Genomic DNA, 22,244 nt, shown 5'->3' with positions numbered 1-22,244 from the left:
ATATGATGAAGGCAAAGGTCGCAGGCGATGAGTCGATGAGATCATGATTGCCCCGGATTCCCTGAAACGCATCGCGTCCTGGTCACGCGAGCTGAACGAACGCGAGATCGACATCGCGCGCGCCGGCATCGTCGAAAAATCCTACCGCGCCAATGAATTCATCTTCATGCGCGGCGACCCCTTCGAATACTGGACCGGCGTGGTCACGGGTCTGGCCCGGATGGGGATCGTATCCCGCGGCGGCAAGGCCGCCAGCTTTGCCGGCCTGACGGCAGGCGCCTGGTTTGGCGAAGGCTCCGTGCTCAAGAACGAGCCACGGCGCTACGACGTGGTGGCGTTGCGCGACACGCGTCTGGCGATGATGAACCGCACGACCTTCATCTGGCTGTTCGAGAACAGCGTCGGATTCAATCGCTTCCTGGTCCGGCAACTCAACGAGCGTCTGGGCCAGTTCATCGGGCTGCTCGAATACGGCCGCACGCTGGACGCGACCGCGCGCCTGGCGCGTTCGATCGCCTCCTTGTTCAATCCGATTCTGTATCCCGACCTCACGCCGCATCTGGAGATCACGCAGGAGGAAATCGGGGCGCTGTCGGGCATCTCCCGTCAAAATGCCAACCAGTGCCTGAAGCGGCTCGAGAAGGAAGGTTTGCTCCGGCTGGAATATGGTGGCGTGACCATCATCGATCTCGATCGGTTGCGCCGCTATGGCGAGTGACGCCGGAAATCGGCGCGTAGCGAGTCGTGTTTTTAACTGGAATGGCTTTACCGGCGGGCTACCCCGCACTGGGCACCTAAAGGTCTGATTCCAAACGGTTTTAGGATTAGACTCCGCCGGGGCCGGATGCTATGGCCGGCGCCGCGTGGTTGAAGCCCCTTGCGCGTCCGGTTCGGCTGGGCGAATGGGGCTGCGAGGGGCTTTGCCGGCGCCGCGGACGTACCCGGAAGGGTTGGGGTGTCCGGTGGCCGGGGAACTTACTGGCGTTCGTGCTGCCTTGAGGCGGCGCCGGGGTGTTGGAGAGAATATGGCGGCTCAAGATTCGAAGCAGCGCGTCGCGCTGATTACGGGCGTCACCGGCCAGGACGGCGCCTATCTGGCCGAGTATCTACTTGGTCTCGGTTACACCGTGCACGGCATCAAGCGCCGCTCGTCCTCGTTCAATACGGCGCGGGTCGACCATCTCTATCAGGACCCGCATGCCGGCAACGTGCCGTTCCTGATGCATTACGGCGACATGACCGACTCCACCAACCTGATCCGGCTGATGCAGGAGGTCCGGCCGACCGAGATCTACAATCTCGCCGCCCAAAGCCACGTCGCCGTCAGCTTCGAGAGTCCGGAGTATACCGCCAATGCGGATGGCATCGGGGTGCTGCGGCTGCTGGAGGCGATCCGGATTCTAGGCATGGAAAAAGAGACGCGGTTCTACCAGGCCTCGACCTCGGAACTCTACGGCCTGGTTCAGGAAGTGCCGCAGAAGGAAACCACGCCGTTCTATCCGCGCTCGCCCTACGCCGTGGCCAAGCTCTATGGCTACTGGATCACGGTGAACTACCGCGAGGCCTATGGCATGTTCGCCTCCAACGGCATCCTGTTCAATCATGAAAGCCCGATCCGCGGCGAGACCTTCGTAACCCGCAAGATCACGCGCAGCGTGGCCCGGATCGAGACCGGCCTCGAGGAAACGATGTATCTCGGCAATCTCGAGGCCAAGCGCGACTGGGGTCATGCGCGCGATTACGTCGAAGGCATGCACCGGATCTTGCAGATCGATGAACCCGACGATTTCGTGCTTGCGACCGGAGAGACCCGCTCGGTGCGCGAATTCGTCGAACTGGCGTTCGCGGAAGTGGACCGCACCATTGAATGGCGCGGCGCGGGGGTCGATGAGCAAGGCATCGACAAGAAGTCCGGCAAGGTCGTCGTGCGCATCGATCCCATGTATTTCCGGCCGACCGAAGTCGATCTCCTGATCGGCGATGCCAGTAAGGCGCGGGAGAAGCTCGGCTGGAAGCCGAAGACGCCGTTCGCCCAGTTGGTCAAGGAAATGGTCGCAGGCGATCTTGCGGCCGCAAGACAAGAGGTCGCCAATGGCAAGGGTTCCGTTTGAGCTAAAGGGCAAGACGGTTTTCGTCGCCGGGCATCGCGGAATGGTCGGTGCGGCGCTGGTGCGCCGGCTCGCACAGGAGGACGTCGAACTGCTGACGATCGCGCGCGCCGAAGTCGATCTGCGCGACCAGGCCGCGGTCAACAAATGGTTTGCCGCCAAGCGCCCGCAAGCAGTGTTTCTGGCGGCGGCAAAGGTTGGCGGCATCGTCGCCAACAACACGCTGCGGGCCGAATTCCTCTACGACAATCTGGCGATCGCGACCAACGTCATTCACGCGGCCCATGTCAACGCGACCGAGAAACTGATGTTCCTCGGCTCCTCCTGCATCTATCCCAAGCTGGCGCCGCAGCCGTTGCACGAAGATTCCATGCTGACGGGACTGCTGGAGCCGACCAACGAACCCTACGCGATTGCCAAGATCGCGGGGATCAAGATGGTCGAAGCCTATCGCAGCCAGTATGGCTCCGACTTCATCAACGTGATGCCGACTAATTTGTACGGCCGCGGCGACAATTATCATCCCGAATACAGCCACGTCGTCGCTGCCTTGATCCGGCGCTTCCACGAGGCGAAGGTTTCGGGTGCCAGGAACATCGTGGTCTGGGGCACCGGCACGCCGCGGCGGGAATTCCTCTATGTCGATGATCTTGCCGACGCCTGCATCCATTTGATGAAAACCTATTCCAGCGGCGAGCTTGTCAACATCGGCCTCGGCGACGACATCACCATCGCCGAATTCGCCCGGCTCGTTGCCGCGACTGTCGGCTATACCGGCCAGATCAGCTACGATACTTCGCGGCCCGACGGCACGCCGCGCAAATTGCTCGACAGCGGCCGGCTCGCCAAGCTCGGCTGGCGCGCCAGCACCAAGCTCGAGGACGGCCTCAAGCTCGCCTATCAGGCTTACCTCAACGAATCCAAGCAGGCCGCCGAGTGATCTGCCGAGTGGTTGCTTAGGACGCCTTCGCAGCCCTCGCACGCGGCGGGTTTTTTCCCAGCGCCGCCGCCATCGCCGATATCAGCGGCCTCATGAAGTAGGCGTCCTCGGCCGGCGATATGTCGGCGCGCAGCCCGTGGGATTTCAGTTCGTCGGAAACCACGGGGCCCACCGAAGCAATCGGCGTCTGCGCCAATCCTTCTCGCAACCGTGCCTCGCATCCACGTGCTCGCGCGACTTCGACGAGGCGGCGAACCTGGCCCAGATTGGTCAGCGCGATCGCATCGATGCGACCCTGTGCCATCTCGTCGATGGCGGTGACAATGTTGGCGTCGGCGGCCTGCGCGTCATAGACATAGGGCAGTACGATATCGACCTCGGCGCCCTGCGCCTTGATAGCGTCGACCAGCACGTTGTGATCCTTGTCCGGGTAGAGCTGCAGCCCAAGACGGTGGCCGCGCAGGTCGATCCGCGACAGCATCTCGGCGATGCCTTCGGAGGTCGGCTTTTCCGTCGTCACCTGCGGCTCCAGCCCGATTTCGCGCAGCGCACGGCCCGGTTTGGGGCCGCGTGCGAATTTGCGGGACTTGCCAAGTGCGGCCACGAATTCCGGTTCGAGGCCGATGCGGCGCACGACCTTCATCAGGCGGCGGAGACCTTCGCCGGTCATCAGCACCAGATCGTCGCAAGGCGCGGCAACGAACCGCCTGATCCAGGCTTCGATCGGCGCCGGATCGGGCGCGTCGTGAATGGTGAACATCGGACATTGCACCACGTCCGCGCCTTGCTCGGTGAGCAGGCGGGAAAACTGCGCTTCCTCGCGCGTTTCCAGGATCAGGATACGGTAGCCGTTCAGTCTGTCAGCCATGGCCTCGCTCCAACGCCGATCGTTGTGCTTTGTTCATCATGACCCCGGTTTCCGGATTGGCGCAAGCCGATTGGTGGTGATAGAGCAGGGCGCTAACAAGCGTTCCCCGCCACTGCCTGAATTGTAATCAAGTCCGCGCCATGCCCGACCATCAATTCGTCCTGACCCTGTCCTGCCCCGACCGCCCCGGCATCGTCTCCGCGGTGTCGACCTTTCTCGCCCATAACGGGCAGAACATTCTGGACGCCCAGCAGTTCGACGATATCGAAACCAAAAAATTCTTCATGCGGGTGGTGTTCACCGCCGCGGACCTCGCGGTCGAACTGGCTGCGTTGCAAACCGGCTTCACCGCGATCGCCGACCGCTTTGGCATGGACTGGCAGATGCGCGATCGCGCAAGCCGCCGGCGGGTGATGTTGCTGGCTTCCAAATCGGATCATTGCCTGGTCGATATCCTCTATCGGTGGCGCACCGGCGAACTTGAGATGATCCCGACCGCGATCGTCTCCAATCATCCGCGTGAGACCTATGAAAATCTCGATTTCGGCAAGATCCCGTTCCACTATCTGCCGGTCACCAAGGAGACCAAGCGCGAGCAGGAACAGGCGGTCCTGAAGCTGGTGCAGGACAGCGGCACCGACCTCGTGGTGCTGGCGCGCTATATGCAGATCCTCTCGGATGAGATGTCAGAAGCGCTTTCGGGCCGCTGCATCAACATTCACCACTCGTTCCTGCCGGGCTTCAAAGGCGCTCGGCCCTATCATCAGGCGCATGAGCGCGGCGTCAAACTGATCGGCGCGACCGCACATTATGTGACGCGCGACCTCGATGAAGGCCCGATCATCGACCAGGATGTCGAGCGCATCAGCCACCGCGATACGCCGGAAGATCTCTCGCGCAAGGGCCGCGATATCGAGCGGCGCGTGCTGGCCCGCGCGATACGCCATCACCTCGAAGATCGCGTGATCCTCAACGGCCGGAAGACGGTGGTATTTGGCGACTGATGGAACGTCGACCCTAATCGAAGACCGGAAAGAAATTTCTCGGCTTCCATCCGAAGTCGCGTACCGCAGGCGTTGAATCGAAGGCCATATCCTTCGTCATCCGGATGCCCATTGCGGCGTTGGCGCCTGGGAACAAGGGCTTGGCGACGACAAATCCAGCCCGCCACAACAGCGGTGGTATCGAGAGTGTCCGTCGCGGCAACTTCATCCCGTCAAAAATTCGACCGATCATCTCGCGGTAGGTGAGGGTCTCGCCGCCGGGCAACGAATATATCTTGTTTGCAGCGGCTTGACTCAATGCCGCGGAGACCGCGCCGATGGCCAAGTCTTCCGCGTGCACGGGCTGCCGTAAACCCTGCGCGCCCCCGACGAGGGGCATAAAGCCAAATCTCCGGATGAGCCGCGACAACGGCGTAATATTGCGATCCCGTCCTTCGGCATAGATGAGTGTCGGCCGCAATATCGTCCATTCGATGCCGGCCTGCGAGCAGATACGTTCGATGCTGCGCTCCGCTTCAGCCAGCCTGGTCAAGGTTGCTCGTTCGGAAGCAATCTCGCTGTCAATCTTGGTAATGACGCTTGTCGAGGTGAAGACAACAATTCGCTTCAGGGAAGGATTCAACAGATAGGGAAGAGCGCTGGACAACATCGCAGCACTTGCCGTGCAGAACAGGGTCGTAAATTCCGGGAATTTGAGAGCTTCAGGTTTTTCAAGGTCACCCAAAAACCAATCGATTTCCGTCCCATCCCGCGGGGCCCTTGACAAGGCAAGGGGGCGTTGACCGCTGCGGACCAGGCGTTCAACGATGTAGCCGCCGACAAGGCCGGTAGCTCCTATAACCAGACTCTTCGTCGCAGTTTTGTTGTGTTCAGCTGATTCATCCAATCCTAGCAAATCGATACCGCTCCCAGAATTCAAGCACCCGCGACCGGTCGATGGTCGAGAGTTGTCTTCGTTGTCCCACTCTTCAGCCGGTATAGACCGGACACTTTTCGCGGCATAGGGCGGAAGAAGCGATCCAGGCTTGAAACCGCGTCAGCGATAGGATTTCGTCGGCTGTACAACTTAAGGGTGTTGGAAGGAGTCTTCGTACATCGGTGTGATGTGGTATAATGAGACCGTTTCCCATAGCGCGTCGGTAGATCGCCAAAGCTGCCTGCGTCGCAGTTCCTTCACTATTGATGTCGGTGCGGTCGCGCCTGGCTTGATCCCCCAATACTGGTAACCAGGAGCCTCAAAGCAATGCAAGCTGTTGAAAAACATAGCTGCTTCGGCTATCCGAAGAAAACGGTTCGGCGGGGTGGGCAAGTTGATTTTGCGATGCCGGTGTTGCACGGGACCGAATAGCCCCGAATTGACTTCGAGAGCTCTTGGTGGCGAACCGCAAATTGGGTGATCAGTGATCAAATTTGGCTTGCTGGGGTGCGGACGTATCGCAAAGCGTCACGCTGATCTTCTTGGCGGCGGCCATATCGCTGGAGCCAAATTGGTTGCAGTCTGCGACGTCGTGCGCGAGCGGGCCGACGCGATCGCCTCGCGGTTTGGCGTGCCGGCTTTCTACAGCATTGATGAATTTCTGAACCACAAGGATATGCAGGCGGTTTCGGTGCTGACGCCCAGCGGGATGCATCCCGCTCACGTCATTGCCGCTGCCAAGGCCGGTAAGCATGTCATCGTCGAAAAGCCGATGGCGCTCCGGCTCGAAGACGCCGATGTCATGATGAACGCCTGCGATGCTGCTGCCGTCAAGCTTTTCGTCGTGAAGCAAAACCGGTTCAATGTCCCCGTGAAAAAGGCACGCGAAGCGCTCGAGGCCGGTCGCTTCGGACGGTTGATCCTGGGAACCGTAAGGGTTCGCTGGTGTCGTGATCAGGCTTATTACGATCAGGATAAATGGCGTGGAACCTGGGCATATGATGGAGGCGTTCTGGCCAACCAGGCAAGTCATCATGTTGATATGCTCGAGTGGTTCTTCGGCGACGTGGTCAGCGTACACGCCCGGGCGGCAACCGCGCTGGTGAACATCGAAGCCGAAGACACGGCAGTGGCGACGCTCAAATTCAGGAACGGCGCGCTCGGAATCATCGAGGCGACAACGGCGGTCAGGCCAACGGATCTCGAAGGCTCGCTGTCGATACTCGGTGAAGGGGGAGCCGTTGAAATTGCAGGATTTGCCGTCAACAAGATCCGGCACTGGCAGTTCTCAAAGGAGCTTGATTCAGACAGAGAGGTTATTGAAAGGTTCTCGGTTAACCCGCCAAACGTCTATGGTTTTGGCCACCAAGCCTATTACGAACATGTCGTCAAATGCCTCAACGACCAGAGTCCCGCGCTTGTCGATGGCCTTCAGGGGCGAAAGAGCCTTGAACTGATATCTGCGTTGTATGAATCCATCGAGACCGGCAAAGAAGTCTCTTTGAAGTTTGCCCCGCAATTATGCCGTCTCGGCGAACTGCCATGAACGAGCCCGAAATCCGACAGGTGGGCGTCCGTGACGTGGTATTCGGTGCTCGCGTCATCATCGTCGAGCCGTGCAATCTTTACGGTTGCGAAATTGGCGACGATTGCTTTATCGGCCCCTTCACCGAAATCCAGAAATCAGCACGGATTGGATCGCGAACGCGCGTTCAGTCCCATGCGTTTGTTTGTGAGCTTGTCACGATCGGTGACGATTGCTTCATCGGTCATGGGGTGATGTTCATCAACGACACGTTTTCGACGGGTGGCCCGGCGCGCGGCCGCAAGGAGTTGTGGCGCCGCACGAAAATCGGAAATCGCGTATCGATCGGATCGGGGGCGTCAATTCTTCCCGTTGAAATCTGCGACGATGTCGTGATCGGGGCCGGTGCGGTCGTTACCAAGGGCATTACGTTGCCCGGATCCTACGCCGGAAATCCGGCGCGTCTAATTCGGCGCCATTGACGGCGACTGGTTCGAAATGAGGCTCCATCCCATGGCCGTGCCCTATGCCGACCTCCGTCTGCAATATGAGAGTATCAAGTCGGAAATCGATGCCGCGATCGCCGCCGTCATTCGTGACAGCTCCTTCATACGTGGTCCATACGTCGACAATTTCGAAACTGCGTTTGCGGCGGCCGTCGGCGCTCCCCATTGCGTGTCTTGCGCAAACGGCACGGACGCTCTTTACGTCGCGATGCGGGCTTTGGGAGTTTCGCCCGGCGACGAGGTGATTACGACCGCGTGGTCCTGGATCAGCACATCGGCCATGATTACGCATGCCGGCGCGAACGTCGTCTTTTGTGACACGGACGCCAGCACCTACACGATCGATCCGGCCGCGATCGAAAATGCCATTACGCCGCGGACGGTTGGAATCATTCCGGTCCATCTTTACGGTCAGCCGGCCGACATGGACGCGATCATGCAGATCGCGCGCCGACACAAGCTGTGGGTGATCGAAGACTGCGCTCAGGCTCATCTGGCCGAATACCGAGGCCGACAAGTCGGCACGTTCGGGGACGCTGCGACCTATTCGTTCTATCCCGGGAAAAATCTCGGGGCGATGGGAGACGCTGGCGCAATTGTTACCGGTCGCCCGGATCTTGCCGAACGAATGGCAGCGCTGGCGCGACACGGTGGCCTTGTCAAACATCAGCATCGTGTCGAGGGGATCAACAGTCGCCTCGACGGCATGCAGGCCGCTATCCTTTCGGCAAAGTTGCCGCATCTCACTCGTTGGACGCAGGCTCGGCAGGCGGCGGCAAAGGTTTATGATGCCGGCCTCAATCAGATCGAAGACGTTGTTGTTCCCCAGGTGGCTCCGGACCGCACCCATGTGTATCATCTTTATACCATCCAGCATCCGGAGCGCGACAAGCTCGCCGCCCACCTGAGCGCAAACAACGTGCAGACCGCCGTCAACTACCCGGTGGCCCTTCCGTTTCTGGAGGCCTATGGACGATTGGAGCATCGTCCAGAGCAGTTTCCGAATGCGCATCGGGCTCAAAGCCGGATTTTGTCATTGCCGATGTTTGCGGAAATCACGGCGCCGCAACAGAAGACCGTGGTCGATCTCATTCGCGCCTTTGGTTAGTCGTGCTGCGCAGTGCAGGCGATATCGATTATGAAATGGTTGCGAATTTCTCATGAAGAGCGGTTCCCGACTGCTGGCAAATTCGACCTGGAACGCCCTGGCTTTCCTCGTCAGCGTCGGGTTGAACTTGCTGATCTTGCCGTTTGTCGTCCGTAAATTGGGCGTTGCATCCTTCGGGATGGCGGGGCTTGTAATCGCCACCATTGCACCTGCGCTCATTTTCAGTGGCTCTCTCGCCATGATGTCGACGCGCGAATTTGCCCGGACGCTCGCAGCCGCAGCGCGCCATGAGACCCGACAGTTTTTTGCAACAGCACTGTTTCTCAGCCTGGCGGTAGGAATTCCACTTGCAGGCCTTTTTTGGCTCGTTGGGCCGGCCTTTGCTCAGCGCGTCTTTCATCTGGGCGGTGACCTGGCGGCCGATCTTTTCGCCGCGTTCGCTTTCGGTGCGCTGGGATGGCTGTTCCAGTGCATCGCCGGCGTGTGTCTGGCGCTGTTCACGGCCCATCAAGATTACGCACGGCTGGCTTTGGTGAACGTCGCAGGCAGCGTGGCGTCGACACTTTCGATGCTTCTATTGATCCCGCAGTGGCCGCAGCCGTCGACTTTCATGGCCTGTCAAATGATCGGTTTTGCAGTCAATCTGTTGCTGTCGATACTGCTGGCGCGGCTGCTATGTGCAGATGTGGTGGCGTTTCCAGCGCTGCATTCCAGATCGCTGGTAACTCTCCTGCACATCGGCAAATGGCAGGCGCTGGCGCAGGGCGGTGGATTGGTCGCCGGACAGGCGGAGCGCTATTTGCTCGGCATGTTTCTTCAGCCGCAGAACGTCGGATACTATTCGATCGCGCAGCGCCTGGAGGAGGCAATTTACATTGGCGTTCTCAAGATCGGCGAGATTCTGTTTCCTTTTTTCAGTGCAATGCAGGGCGAAAGCGACGAGCGCGTCGGCGACCTGTTTTTTCGCGCGTCATGGATTCTGAACGTACTGGCCGTAACCGTGCTCGGAGCTCTCATTCCTGTCGCTGGTAATGTGCTGTACCTATGGACCGGCCCGGAAGTTGCTGCCGAAGGCCAGCGCGTGCTGATCGTGCTGGCCTTGGCAGGCATCCTTGGCAGCGGTACCAACGTTTTCACGTTCTATCTCCTGGCGAAGGGCAGGACAGGCGCAAACGCCGCGATCGCGCTGATCACCGCGCTACTCACCCTCGGAACCAGTGCGATGGCGCTTCCCTATTTTGGATGGCCGGCGGCGGGATGGAGTTCATGTGCCGGTGCGCTGGCCCAAATGGTTGTCATGACGCTGCTGCTGCGGCGGAGTTTCGCCTTGCCTGACGTCGGGTTGCGGGTTTGGCATTTTGTCCTGATGCCCATTGTAGTAGGGGTCGTCGGTGCAATCCTGTTGCGCGTCTGGATTACGAACTATGGGATAGATCAAGGTGCCGCTTTGTGGGAGGTTGCCGGCTATTACGTTCTTTCGGCCGTGGCGATCCTGATGGCTGTCATTGCCGTTTCCAGCATCGGCCCCTACGGAGCAGTTTGCCGGCGGGATCTGTATCGCATCGTAACGCGGTTTCTTCCCGCGCGGAGCCTCTGATTCATGTGCGGTATTGCTGGCATCGTCGATCTGCGCGGCGAGGCTGTCGCTCCATCTGCTATCGAGAAAATTACCGGCCTGATCGCTCACCGCGGTCCCGATGGTGCTGGATTTTGGTTCAGCGATGACAAGCGGATCGCGTTCGGACATCGGCGTTTGGCGATTATCGACCCCGGCGCTCGTGGCGATCAGCCGATGCATTCGGGGGATGGCCGCTTTGTCATCGTCTATAATGGCGAGGTCTACAATTTCCTGGAATTGCGGGCAGAGTTGCAGGCCGCGGGCGTCCCGTTCCGCACCGAGTCCGATACGGAAGTTATCCTCGCCGCCTGGCAGGCGTGGGGACCGGACATGCTCCTGCGCTTCAACGGAATGTGGGCCCTGGCGATCGCGGACAAGGTCTCCGGCGACGTTTTCCTGGCCCGCGACCGGTTCGGCATCAAACCATTGCTTTATTCGATTTCGGATGGCCGCCTGGTGTTTGCGTCGGAAATGCGTGCCATTGTTCGATCCGGATTGGTGCCTACCGACATTGACGCAGATGCTGCGCGCCGGATCATGGTCGATGCCTTTGGCATTGAAGGAAGCGAACGGACCCTGCACCGGGAAATCAAGCGGTTGCAGGGAGGGCACCATCTTTGGATAAGGGGCGGCCGCACCAGCGTTACGCGTTGGTGGCGTACGCTGGATCATCTGCCTCAGTTACCCTCCACTGATGCCGAGCGGGTCGAACGTTTCGGCCAGATTTTTCGAGATGCCGTGGCTTTGCGGATGCGCAGTGACGTGCCGATTGGCACTTGTCTGTCCGGTGGATTCGATTCCTCTGCCATCATTTGTACGATGTCCGAGGCCGAGAAGAAGGGGATGGGGCCGCGTGGCAACCATGCCTGGCGGCACGCCTTTGTCGCGTCGTTTCCGGGATCTCCCAACGACGAGCGGCCGCAGGCCGAGGAAGCCGCGGCCTGGGCCGGTGTTGAGCCCACGATACTCCGGATCGGTGATGACGACGCCTTGCGGGATTTCGATCGCGTGCTCGAAGACATGGACGAGGTCTACATTGGCCTGCCAACGGCCGTCTGGTTGATCTATCGGGAATTGCGTCGCCAGAAGGTGCTTGTTTCGCTCGATGGCCATGGTGCTGATGAATTGATGGGGGGGTATCTGCAGGCGGGCGGGACGCGGGCGTTTTGGGTGCGTAACGTTCTTTCTGGCATCACGGAGCGCTGGCGGTTTTTGGCAAACGCGGTGGATTTCGCGCGCGCGGCACTACTCAAGCGGCGGGGCCATTTTTTTCTGCGGGGCGGGCTTTCCTCGCTGCCACGGGGCTTCGCTGTGGTTGGCGATGAGGACCGTTTGCCGACCGAGTGGGGTTCCTTCAATCGCAGGCTCTATCGTATGCTCCATGGAACCGTGCTGCCGACAATCCTGCGCAACTTCGATCGCCTGTCGATGGCGCACGGGATAGAGGTGCGGATGCCTTTTCTGGATTGGCGTCTGGTGACCTATGCGGTTGCTCTTCCGGAAGAGGCCAAGTACGCCGACGGATACTCGAAGTTGATTGCGCGTCGAGCCATGGCCGGCTGCATGCCGGAATCAATCCGGACCGCAAAGCGCAAAATCGGCTTCAATTCGCCGATGCCGGAATGGTTGAACGGTCCGCTTTCTTCCTGGACGGCATCCTTGCTGGCAAAGAAGGTTGAGGCCTTCACGGAACTGGTCGATGAGCCGGCGTTCGAGAAGGCAGTTCTGAAACTGAATGGTGATAGGTCGTGGGATTGGGAGTCGGCGGGACGGATTTGGCCCTATCTCCATATGAAGTGGGTACTGGCTCGCCTGCCGTGACGACGTCTTCCTTCACTCCCGCTCGTTTCTTCTTGGGTTGTGAGATTCTGTCGACTCCCCGGCGTCCGATACAGCGCCGACGGTGGCGGAGGTGATCATGCTCGTGGCAAGCTATGTGTTGACGGCCTTGTCGATCTGCTGCGCCGCAGTTTACCTGTGCGCCAGGCTGCGGCTCTTTCTGACTGCGACCACGATGTTGCTGGCCTCATTGCTCCTTATTTATGGACCGGCATATCTCAGCTTCGTGCTGTCATCGGGCGAGAAGGCGATGCTGATTGCTCGATTGTCCGGCTCGGAGGGGCGCAGATCGGTCATGTTCAGCATGATTGAGTCAGCCTCATCCGATTTCGGCGCAATCATTGTTTCGATGAATATCTCGATTGCGTTGATGTTCATTGGCGTCGTAGCCGGCGTCGAAATTGTTGACCGCTTGATCCCGGGGCGGGCCGCGTCTTTAAAAATCGCCTTAGCCGACTGGAACTCACAAGTCCTGAGAGACAGCGTCGGCGGGACTCGCGTGTTGCTGGTGATCGCGGCCTGTTTGACTTTGTTCCTGGCATGGATCTCTTTTAGCGAGGGTCACCTTGGAACCATTGGATCGTTTTTGTCCATTACCGGAGACGAGGCAGCAAGGGCTGCATTCCGCCTGAACAACGGGGGGAGCCCAAACTACCTTTATCGCATGGCGTTAGGTGCGGTGGCGCCGATGCTGGTCGTATGGGGACTGCTGTCGGGCTGGGTCAACCGCTCATGGGGCCTGCTATCGGTGGCGGGCTTGCTTCTTGTTGCGGTCTTGATCGGAAAATCCGAGACCCTGAGCAGGGCGCCTCCTGCATTTTTCCTTGTCCAGCTGATCGTGGCCGGCCTGGTTGTGTTTCGCAACAAGCTGACGTGGCGGAGCGCCCTTGTCGTCCTGTCTGCAGTCATTCTGATCCTGTACGTCGTCGTAAGGCTCACGATATCCGTCTACGACAGTTTCGGCGCTTTGGGATTTCTGTATTACCGGATATTTGAAGTGCCAAGCGAGTCGGCTCTCGAAACGTTTGGCGCTTTTCCGTCCAAGTATCCTCACACCTGGGGCGCGAATATCAGGCCGCTGGCAACAATGATGGGACTCGATTACGTCCCTGCGTTCACGATCATTTCGCAGCTTTGGCACAATACCAAGGACGCCACCAGCAACGCGCTCTTCATTGCCGACGCCTGGGTCGATTTTTCGTATGGCGGTGTGATCGTATTCAGTGGGCTGGCCGGCGCTGCCTGTCGGCTGATTGACTTGATCTTTCTGGTAAAGGGTAAAACCGCGATCGGCATTGCGATGATGGCTGCGGCCTTCGGCGGTGTTCTCACGCTGCTCGTGAGCGCACTCAACACCGCATTTCTATCGGGAGGATTGTTGCTTGCGCCGCTCGTCGCGGGGGCCATTGTCGGAATAATCAAAGTTATGGATAGGAACTCAGGGCTGCATGCAAAGCCGGCAGGAGTTGGCACTTAAATCTACTTGGCCAACACCATCAGCGACCAGCCTCCCAGAAAACGGGCGGCAAGATCCGGCGAGACTTTTGATAACAGCGCGCGCGGTAGCTTCATCAGGTTGGTGCGTAACCTGCTGCTGTCGAGTTCAACTGCTCGCGCGGTGAAATCGGTGTCGATTATTTCGTAGCCGCAGTACCTGATCGTCTCGATCGCAGTTTCCTTGGTGAAATAGTGCAGGTGCCCCACGCGTCGTCGCGCGTCCAGCAGCGTATCTCTCCGCGCTACCGCGAAGACCGATAGATCGAGCGGGATGTGAAAAATCTTGTAGTCAGCGTAGCTGCGGAGCGATTTGATGAACCCGATATAGTCGTCGACATGCTCGAATACATCAATGCACAGCAGGGCGTCGAAGTGGACGTTCTCGTCCAGCATGTTGGTGTTGACATAATGCAAGCCAGGACGTTCGCGCTTTCGCGCCAGCTCGAAGGCTTGCCCGGATATCTCATAGCCGACGAAAGTGCTTTCAGGCAGAAGAGTCTTGAGCTGCACCAGTATCTCGCCCGCGCCGCAGCCGATTTCTGCGATCCGGGAGGGATTGAGATCGTTTCTGCGCAGGGTGCTGCATATCTTGGCAGCCTTCCAGGCTGAATCCTCGGCATGCCAGGTAGGATTGTTCGCGAGATACTCCGCGTTGGAATAGATCGACTCTGTTTCGATCCGGTGGCCCACGGTATTCTTGCTGCTCATGCGCTATTCCGGTCTCGTACACCCGCCGCCTGAAGCGAAAACTGGCCTATTTCGCAGCAGCGCATGGGGGTGTCAACTGTGGGCGAACCAATGGTCGGTTGGCATGTCTGAGCTACAGGCGCGTTGAGTGTTGTTATTCGTGTGCAGTTTGCTATCTGATGGTATCCTTTGGCGGACCCTTGATGCGGTTATTTCAGAATAGCGCTCTTTACCCATCTTACCTGCAGCATTTTGATGGTCTTGCGGCCGGGGCCGTTAGCTTCGACGATCGATTGCGCGTGTTCCTGGACGACAGGTTCGGTGCGTTGCATTTCCTCGAGCCCGTCCTTGATCGCTCGCCCGATGCATTTTTCACCAATGCTAACGACACGACGCTGCAGACGTACTGGGCGCGCGAGCACGGAATGGCGTCGGCGAGCGCGCCGGAGGACATTCTTCTGGCGCAGATCGAACATCATCGCGCGGACGTGTTCTACAATCTGGATCCGATCCGCTACAGCAGCAGCTTCGTCCGCAAGCTGCCCGGGTGTGTGAGGAAAGCCGTATGCTGGCGTGCTGCGCCATCGGGTGGCGTCGATCTGTCGGGCTACGATGCTGTCGTCAGTAATTTCCCCTCTATCCTTGATGACTGGCGACGGAAAGGCTGCAATGTTGCGCCGTTCTTTCCGGCGATTGATCCGCTGATGGATCAGTATGGTCGCGGCGATCGGCCTATCGACGTGTTGTTCGTTGGCGGTTACTCGCGACACCATTCGCGTCGTGCGGGCATTTTGGAGCGGGTCGCTGCACTCGCCGTGAGGCGAAACGTGGTGTTCTGCCTTGACGCATCGCGTCTGACGCAGCTCGCCGAAACTGCTCTCGGGTTTTTGCCGCCCCTGAAGAAGCATCGCCGACCTCGTGCCATATCGAAAATTGCCAGACCGCCGGTCTTCGGACGGCAGCTCTATGATCTCATCGGGCGATCCAAGATTGTGCTCAACGGGGCGATCGATATGGCGGGAGAGGATCGCGGCAATATGAGATGCTTCGAGGCCATGGGGTGCGGTGCCTTGCTGGTGTCAGATGACGGCCGGTACCCAGAAGCGATGGAACCTGGCGTCACAATCGCGACCTATGGCTCGCCCGAGGAAGCGCTTACCCTCATCGAGGAGCGGCTGGCGGACGGGGACGAATCGTCGAGGATTGCCTCGCTCGGTCGCGAAAGGGTCACTGCCTCCTACAGTAAGCCGTTGCAATGGAAGAGCTTTGTTGATCTCGTCGGGCAGTTATGATCGTGCTAATTACTCCCGGCCAATAGCGCAGTTGAACTACATGAACCTTCACCGTCTAGCCCAGCAGATCCTGGGGCGTGCAACCTGCAGGGTCGGTGCCAGGTCGCGCCTCAGTCAGGCGGCGCGCATCAAGAATGCCGCCGGCGACTCCGATCGTATCCTGATTGGCTGCGATACGTTTGTGCGCGGCGAGCTGATGACGTTCGGGCACGGGGGGAGAATCGTGCTGGGCGACTGGTGCTATGTGGGAGACGGAACCCGCATTTGGTCGGCGGCCTCGATCGAAATAGGACATCGCGTCTTGATTTCCCATTCCGTCAATATATTCGATAACCTCACGCATCCGCTGCAAGCCTCGCAACGACACCAGCAGGCCAGGGAAATATTCGAGCGTGGTCATCCGCGTAAGCTGGAGTTGGGCGAGCAGCCTGTCACGATTCACGACGACGCCTGGATAGGCGCGGGCGCCTTTGTGCTGCGCGGCGTCACCGTCGGGCAGGGTGCGATCGTCGCGGCCGGGGCGGTCGTCACGAGGGATGTGCCGGCGTTCTCGATCGCCGCGGGAAATCCCGCGGTCGTTGTCAGGGAGCTGTCGCCCGATGAGCGCTGATCCCAAGCTGTCGTCCTGGGAAGAGGCGGTCGTCTGGTTTCGAAATCAACCCGAGCAGCAGCAAGTTGCGCGCGACGCATACTACGATGACCCATTGGTGGATGCCGCGGCGCGTTACCATGCATCGGAGGAGTGGCGCGCCGTTTCCAGAATATTGCATGGTCGTCGTGGCCGAGCGCTCGATATCGGAGCTGGCCGTGGTATCGCCAGCTACGCATTGGCCCGTGATGGTTTCGCAGTCACGGCCCTTGAACCGGATCCAAGCAAGATTGTTGGCGCAGCAGCGATACGCATGCTCGCGCACGATGCCGGAATTGCCATTGACATTGTCGAGGAAGTTTCCGAGCGGCTGCCGTTTGCTGATGCGAGCTTCGATGTCGTGTTTGCGCGAGCGGTGCTGCATCACACGACCAATCTGGAAGATGCATGCCGTGAAATCTATCGCGTACTGAAGCCGGGTGGCATTGCTGTTGCCGCCCGCGAACACGTTATCAGTCGTGATTCCGACCTTCAGAAGTTCCTGGACCAGCATCCGCTGCATCGGCTCTATGGCGGTGAGAACGCCTTTCGTCTTGATCGGTACGTCGGCGCGTTGCGCACTGCCGGCTTTGAGCCTCTCGAGATACTTCCGCCCCTTACAAGCCCGATCAACCTGTTTCCTTACACCATTGAGAGCCTGCGATCGGCTGTCGTCTCACGGCTTTCGGCCAAGCTTCCGGTCCCGTGCTGGCGGGCGCTCCTGAGTCATGACCGCATGTTCAGGTTCATGCTGTCGATCGCCGAACAATTCGACAACCGGCCCGGTCGACTCTATTCGTTTGTGGGATACAAGCCGCAGCAATGAAGCAAATGTCGGCCATCTCTCACTAAGAACTATTGCGGCGTCTTGTTGGAAACGACTTCCTCGTAGATGGCCACGGCCTGTTCTGCGGATCTCTCCCAGTTAAAGAGCTGAGTGACACGTGCGCGCCCGGCATCGCCCATCGCCTTGCGAAGCGGTGGGTCGGCACACAGCCGGTCCAGCGCCGAAGCGAGTGCTGTGGGATCGCCGGGCTTCATCAAGATTCCCGTGTCGGCGGAAACTTCGAATGGAATTCCGCCGATCAAGGTCGAAACCACCGGCAGGCCGCTGGCCATGGCTTCCAGAATGACAAGTGGCAGCGTATCGGCGCGTGAGGGAAAGACGAACAGGTCGACGCTCTGATAGAGGGCGCGCAATTCTTCGCGGGTGATGAAATCGGTGAATAGAATCTTTTCACTGCCAGCAGGCATGCCGTTGTCAGCAAGGAGCTGCGCATGCTCCTTCTGCGAGCGGATAGCACCGGCGACAACAGTCGCCGCCTTTTCGCGCATCAGGGGCAGGGCTCTGAGCAGCACGTCCAGGCCCTTGTTTGCCGTGTGGTTACCTACATACAGCATGAGAGGACGCTCGGTCGGAAGAGCGAAGCGTGCGACCAGTCGTTGCCGCTCGGCCTCTGAAACAGGAATCGTGAAGTAGGGGTCCACGCCATTGGATACGACGCGAAGATTGCGAGGATGGACCCCCATGCCGGATAGAACGGGTTCCTCCTGGGGAGAGAGCATCAGGACTCTCGCCGCGTTCTGCGCCACGTGTACGACCGGTCGACGCACCAGCAATTCCAGCAATGGCTTTTGCCAGGCAGGGGCGCCGAAGCCTTGTGAGAATTCATTGAATTCGATGAAGCCGTGCGTTGAAATCACGTAGGGGATTTTCAGCTCTTTGCAGGCCTGCGCCGCAGCCTTGAGCGCACCCGGTGGATGCGGATTGTGAAAATGAACGACATCGAACGTTCCCTCGCGAAGCCATGGCTTGATATTCGCCCGCCATGCGAGAGTGACGGCTTGCCGCGGCAGGAGACGCCTCAGGGGCAGAAGGGAATTTGCTGCCTTTTGACGAATGATGCGCAGACCGTTCTCGACGGTTTCGCCGTTGTCCTCCGCCATCAGCAGGAGCGCGCTGTCGATCTGCTTTGCGATTCTCTCGGTTAATTGGATCGCAGCCGATACCCCTCCGCTTGCCTTGAACGTCGGTGGCGTGATGACGACCGCGCCAACGCGCAGCTTGGTGGCCGTCACGTTAGTCCATCCTCCACCCGATTTGCCCATGCCCGATTCATGCTTTCGGCAAGTGAAACAGACGGGGCCCAGTCGGTAATTTGCTTCAGTTTCTGAGTTGACGCCTTCAGCATCGGACGATCAACAGCGCGCACACGAAGCGGGTCCTGCTGAATATCGACTGTCACGCCGGCCGCGGTCCCGATCGTCGCGACGACGTCACCCACGGAGTGCGTGTTGCCAGTGCCAAGATTCGAAATCAGCGGGCCGCCCTCGAAAGCATCGTGCTTGGCGAGCGCGCGGAATCCATAGGCAACGTCGCTGACGTCGATATAGTCCCGGTGTGGAAACAGGTTTCCCAGCGCGAGTTGGCGGTTACCGGAAGCAAGCTGGCTGATGATCGCGGGCACCAGATGCGGGTTGGTCTCGCCGGGCCCGACGACATTGAAAAGCCTGACGATGACGCCGCGGACCTTGCTTTGATTGTGGTAGTGCCTGACGAAGTGCTCGCCATGCAGTTTCGTGTAGCCGTAGACGTCGACCGGGCCCAGCTCCTCGTCGCGTTCCAGATGGGCGTCGGGCAATGGTCGGTAGACCGCAGCCGACGAGGCGAATACGAATTTTGTCCCGGCCGAGGCTCCGTTCAGCAGATTGATCGTTCCCGCCACGTTGATCGCTGCCGCATTTCCGGGTTCGGCCTCGCACGCTGGGATGAAGTGAACGGCAGCCAAATGATAAATGATCGACGGCCGTATCCTGTTGAGCAATTCGGAAACCGTATCCGCGTCGCGGATGTCCTTCCGGTGCAGTACAAAAGCTTGCCGGTCCATCTGCGCCAGGCGATGTTCACCGCTCGCCATATTGTCCAATACGTGGACTTCGCAATCTCTCTCGGCGATAAGCTGGCGCACCAACTCCCGGCCCACGTATCCGTTCCCGCCCGTTACCAAAACCGGATTTTTAGTCATAACGAGCGTGCCTTGGAGTGAAAAGTTTCGAATGGCTGATTGGAGCGCACTCTCTGGATAAGGAATAAACCTCTACGAGAGTCAACAGCTAAAAGTCATGCTTTCGGGGGCGTTGGCGTTCCCTTGTTTGTCCCGACAGTTGCGAGTGATCTCATCAGTCATCGGACACAGCAGCGTCCCTGTTCAGAAGCCGTCGCATCAGTTGCCGGTATGAATTCAACGCGGTTGGTCGTGCATAGCTACGGGCAATCTCGGTCGCCCGCCGACCCTTCTCTTGGGTATTGCCGGCAGCCGAAGCTGCAAACTCGACGGTGCGAGCAATTGCGGCTGGGTCTTCGGGTTGTACCACCCAGCCCAGGTCATGTTCCTGCACCAGAAGAGCAGCCTCCGCATCCGGCTCTGAGCAGATTATCACCGGTCGTCCCACTGCGAGCAGATTGTAGATCCGACTTGGTACAGACACGCCGGTATTGTTTTTACGATACGGGATTATCCAGATATCGGCGGCCGACAAGAATTCTTCCAGCTCCGCTTCGGGCACGCGCTCAATCAAAGTGACGTTGCGCAGGGGCGTCGCCGCCTGCCTTTTCTTCAATGTGGTCCAGCCGACGCCCTCGCCCGAAAACAGGAAGTGAATGTCCGTATTGTGTTCCAGTATTCGAGCAGCTTCGAATACGGAGTTGGGGTCGTGAGTGAATCCTGCGTTTCCAGACATGGCCACCAGAAATTTGCTTCCGCAGCGGACGCGAAAGGAATTCTCGGTGACGACTCGATGTTGAATAGGAAGCGTTGGCCAATTTGGGATAAAGACGATCTTGCTTGGCTGCATGCGTGGATAGGCCATCAACAGCACATTCATGTCGCGCCCGATGGTAACGACAGCGTCGAGCCATTTGAACAGGACAGAGTTCGCCCAACGCATGATTTTTGTCACGATGGAGCGGGGATGCAGAATGCCGGCCATGACAAGCGTGTCCGGATAGAAGTCATGAATAATAAGTGCCGCGGGGATTTTGCGGAGCCTCGCTGCTACGGTTACGGCGTACGGAACTGTGAAAGGCGTCGTAACGCAAAGGATGGCGTCCTCGCGGCGGGCGTGCTTGAGGATCGCAAAGAACACCTGTAATGCGAACAGGACTGCGGCAAGTGATCGCGAAACCAGCGCTGATTTTCCTGGCCACCAGCTCTTTATCTCAATAATTGTGGGGAAGGATGACTTCGGAGGCGCCTTCGAGTTGGAGCCGGGCGAGCCCGACAGAACGGTGACGTCGCAGTCGCGAGCCAACTCCTCGGCAATCTCGGTCATGTAGGCCGAGGTCGTACTCGGAAACGGGGCGTAGTGCTGGGAGACGAGCAGGATTTTCCCGGCGCTCTGCACCTGGGGAATCGGCAGTATCGAACTGTTTGGCGCCCGATGCTGGTGCCGATTTCGCGTCAGCCCGTCGTAGAGTTCGACGACGGAGTTCCCGATGATTTTGGCTGACAGCTTTTCGACGACGAGCTTTCTCGCAGCTTGTCCGTAACGGTCGCGAAGCTGGGACGAGTTCGCCAGGCCAAGGATCGCCGCAGCAAGTGCCAATGGATCCTCGATAGGCACGAGGACGCCGGTCTGATCATGGATGACAACTTCGCGGCAGCCCGGAGCGTCGGTGGCAATCATCGCTCTGCCGCATGCTGCTGCTTCAAGCAGACTCATGGGCAGGCCTTCTCGATGCGACGGCAACACGGCAAAATGGCAGCGCCGCCAAAGCGAGACGATATTTTCGATGTGCCCAAGCCAGGTGATTCCCGGCCGTTGGCTCCATTCCCACGCTTCTTCAATTTGGACGGAGGCAGGGTTGGCCGGATCGGGATTACCGGCAATGATCAGGTTTATGTCGTGACCTTGTTCTCGCAAAATGCCGTGGGCGGCTACCAGCGCCCGGATTCCTTTGTCGGTTAGCAAGCGCCCGGCGAAGCCCATCGTAATCGGGCCAGTCGGCTCCGGCAGTGGCTGCAACACATCAGTATCGACACCGGATCCGGGGATCAGGATAGTTCGACCGTGCTCTATCCCAAGGCTTTCGAGGGCAGACAGATCGTCGGGATTCTGGACGAGAACAACGCTTTGTTTCCTGTTGAAGAGCCAGGGAAGGAGTATAGCCATGCTTCGTTTTAGAAGCCGTGTTCGCCAGGTCACCGAAGTGAAGATGTAGCCCAGGCCGGTAATTGCGTTAACAAGCGGGATCTTTCTTCCCAAAGCTGCAATCGATCCATACACGCAGCATTGCAAGCCGGAGTGATGAACGATCTGCGGCCTGATTTTGCTTTCAAGCCGTCGTAGCGCAGCGATTGTTGGAATTGCAGCAAATGGAGATAATCCGCCTCGGCGAAATGGTATCCTATGAAGCGTGAAGCCCTCTGCTTCTATGGCGCTCGCGCCTTTATCGACGCGCGTAGCCACGTGCACTTCATATCCCGCGGCGCGCGCAGCTCGCGCCATCGGCAGCCGGTTGAGCAAAAACGCGAAGTCTTCGTTTACCACGTATAGCAAGCGCGGGCGCGCGGTAGTCGTTGCGAAAGCCATGCAACTCACATCGTTTGATCTGCTGTTAGAGCGGTCCCGCACCCGTTTGGGCTGATACCACAATGAAATGGACATCGATGCCGTGGGCGTCGAAATGCCGAGTCACCCTACGCCGT

General features: G+C 59.0%; 19 protein-coding genes. 13 read left to right on the top strand and 6 right to left on the bottom strand.

The genetic code is table 11. The features are described 5' to 3' along the window. Nucleotides 1-43 precede the first annotated feature (43 nt). The 3 genes from ABIE49_RS08535 (at nt 44) to fcl (ending at nt 3,048) form a co-directional block, all read left to right on the top strand. Nucleotides 44-718, top strand: a complete 675-nt coding sequence (locus ABIE49_RS08535; RefSeq protein WP_192737874.1) for a Crp/Fnr family transcriptional regulator — start codon at nt 44-46, stop codon at nt 716-718. Between the two features lie 307 nt (nt 719-1,025). Then, nucleotides 1,026-2,111, top strand: a complete 1,086-nt coding sequence (gene gmd, locus ABIE49_RS08530) for a GDP-mannose 4,6-dehydratase (RefSeq protein WP_192737873.1) — start codon at nt 1,026-1,028, stop codon at nt 2,109-2,111. Then, a complete protein-coding gene (fcl, locus tag ABIE49_RS08525) occupies nt 2,092-3,048 on the top strand; it encodes a GDP-L-fucose synthase (protein WP_192737872.1) in 957 nt (318 codons plus the stop codon). The genes gmd and fcl overlap by 20 nt, the downstream gene beginning before the upstream one ends. 16 nt (nt 3,049-3,064) lie before the next feature. Here the strand turns inward: fcl and ABIE49_RS08520 are convergent, their stop codons facing one another. Beyond that, nucleotides 3,065-3,916, bottom strand: coding sequence for a uroporphyrinogen-III synthase (locus tag ABIE49_RS08520; protein WP_192737871.1), 852 nt, complete (start codon nt 3,914-3,916; stop codon nt 3,065-3,067). A gap of 140 nt (nt 3,917-4,056) precedes the next feature. On the opposite strand from ABIE49_RS08520, the gene purU reads away from it, so the two are divergent. Further along, the gene (gene purU, locus ABIE49_RS08515) at nt 4,057-4,920 is read left to right on the top strand and encodes a formyltetrahydrofolate deformylase (protein ID WP_192737870.1); all 864 of its coding nucleotides are present in this window, start codon (nt 4,057-4,059) and stop codon (nt 4,918-4,920) included. A 13-nt stretch (nt 4,921-4,933) separates the two neighbouring features. Here the strand turns inward: purU and ABIE49_RS08510 are convergent, their stop codons facing one another. Further along, nucleotides 4,934-5,806: an SDR family oxidoreductase gene (locus tag ABIE49_RS08510; RefSeq protein WP_192737869.1), complete on the bottom strand. Its 873-nt coding sequence runs from the start codon at nt 5,804-5,806 to the stop codon at nt 4,934-4,936. A 514-nt stretch (nt 5,807-6,320) separates the two neighbouring features. Between ABIE49_RS08510 and ABIE49_RS08505 the strand changes: the two genes are divergently transcribed. The 6 genes from ABIE49_RS08505 (at nt 6,321) to ABIE49_RS08480 (ending at nt 13,909) form a co-directional block, all read left to right on the top strand. Further along, nucleotides 6,321-7,382: a Gfo/Idh/MocA family protein gene (locus tag ABIE49_RS08505; RefSeq protein ID WP_192737868.1), complete on the top strand. Its 1,062-nt coding sequence runs from the start codon at nt 6,321-6,323 to the stop codon at nt 7,380-7,382. Then, a complete protein-coding gene (locus ABIE49_RS08500; RefSeq protein WP_192737867.1) occupies nt 7,379-7,843 on the top strand; it encodes an acyltransferase in 465 nt (154 codons plus the stop codon). The genes ABIE49_RS08505 and ABIE49_RS08500 overlap by 4 nt, the downstream gene beginning before the upstream one ends. Nucleotides 7,844-7,874: 31 nt before the next feature. Then, on the top strand, nt 7,875-8,975 hold the full coding sequence (locus ABIE49_RS08495; protein WP_192737866.1) for a DegT/DnrJ/EryC1/StrS family aminotransferase: 1,101 nt from the start codon (nt 7,875-7,877) through the stop codon (nt 8,973-8,975). 52 nt (nt 8,976-9,027) lie between these two features. Then, the gene (locus ABIE49_RS08490) at nt 9,028-10,572 is read left to right on the top strand and encodes a lipopolysaccharide biosynthesis protein (protein ID WP_192737865.1); all 1,545 of its coding nucleotides are present in this window, start codon (nt 9,028-9,030) and stop codon (nt 10,570-10,572) included. A gap of 3 nt (nt 10,573-10,575) precedes the next feature. Further along, complete coding sequence (gene asnB / locus ABIE49_RS08485) at nt 10,576-12,414, top strand: asparagine synthase (glutamine-hydrolyzing) (protein ID WP_192737864.1); 1,839 nt, start codon at nt 10,576-10,578, stop codon at nt 12,412-12,414. A 97-nt stretch (nt 12,415-12,511) separates the two neighbouring features. After that, nucleotides 12,512-13,909, top strand: a complete 1,398-nt coding sequence (locus ABIE49_RS08480) for a hypothetical protein (protein ID WP_192737863.1) — start codon at nt 12,512-12,514, stop codon at nt 13,907-13,909. Nucleotides 13,910-13,911: 2 nt separating this feature from the next. On the opposite strand, the gene ABIE49_RS08475 is transcribed toward ABIE49_RS08480, so the two are convergent. After that, nucleotides 13,912-14,637 carry a class I SAM-dependent methyltransferase gene (locus tag ABIE49_RS08475; RefSeq protein ID WP_192737862.1) on the bottom strand — a complete coding sequence of 242 codons (726 nt, stop codon included), beginning with the start codon at nt 14,635-14,637 and terminating at the stop codon, nt 13,912-13,914. Between the two features lie 182 nt (nt 14,638-14,819). On the opposite strand from ABIE49_RS08475, the gene ABIE49_RS08470 reads away from it, so the two are divergent. Genes ABIE49_RS08470 through ABIE49_RS08460 form a run of 3 tightly spaced genes read left to right on the top strand, consistent with a single transcriptional unit; the run spans nt 14,820 to nt 17,362 of the window. After that, complete coding sequence (locus tag ABIE49_RS08470) at nt 14,820-15,908, top strand: glycosyltransferase family protein (RefSeq protein WP_192737861.1); 1,089 nt, start codon at nt 14,820-14,822, stop codon at nt 15,906-15,908. Nucleotides 15,909-15,948: 40 nt separating this feature from the next. After that, complete coding sequence (locus ABIE49_RS08465; protein WP_192737918.1) at nt 15,949-16,518, top strand: acyltransferase; 570 nt, start codon at nt 15,949-15,951, stop codon at nt 16,516-16,518. Continuing rightward, entirely contained in the window at nt 16,508-17,362 is an 855-nt protein-coding gene (locus tag ABIE49_RS08460) for a class I SAM-dependent methyltransferase (RefSeq protein WP_192737860.1), read from the top strand. Before ABIE49_RS08465 ends, ABIE49_RS08460 begins: the two co-directional genes overlap by 11 nt. 29 nt (nt 17,363-17,391) lie before the next feature. Here the strand turns inward: ABIE49_RS08460 and ABIE49_RS08455 are convergent, their stop codons facing one another. The 3 genes from ABIE49_RS08455 to ABIE49_RS40020 all read right to left on the bottom strand — a co-directional run bounded on the left by ABIE49_RS08455 (nt 17,392) and on the right by ABIE49_RS40020 (nt 22,128). Beyond that, nucleotides 17,392-18,615: a glycosyltransferase family 4 protein gene (locus ABIE49_RS08455; protein WP_192737859.1), complete on the bottom strand. Its 1,224-nt coding sequence runs from the start codon at nt 18,613-18,615 to the stop codon at nt 17,392-17,394. Beyond that, on the bottom strand, nt 18,612-19,562 hold the full coding sequence (locus tag ABIE49_RS08450) for an NAD-dependent epimerase/dehydratase family protein (protein ID WP_354066669.1): 951 nt from the start codon (nt 19,560-19,562) through the stop codon (nt 18,612-18,614). The genes ABIE49_RS08455 and ABIE49_RS08450 overlap by 4 nt, the downstream gene beginning before the upstream one ends. A 154-nt stretch (nt 19,563-19,716) precedes the next feature. Next, the gene (locus ABIE49_RS40020) at nt 19,717-22,128 is read right to left on the bottom strand and encodes a glycosyltransferase (protein ID WP_502915871.1); all 2,412 of its coding nucleotides are present in this window, start codon (nt 22,126-22,128) and stop codon (nt 19,717-19,719) included. Nucleotides 22,129-22,244: the final 116 nt, after the last annotated feature.

The sequence above is a fragment of the Bradyrhizobium sp. OAE829 genome, assembly GCF_040546575.1.
Classification (GTDB): Bacteria; Pseudomonadota; Alphaproteobacteria; order Rhizobiales; family Xanthobacteraceae; genus Bradyrhizobium.
The sequence above is the reverse complement of the archived record's forward strand: the minus strand, read 5'-3'. Positions and strand labels throughout refer to the sequence as shown.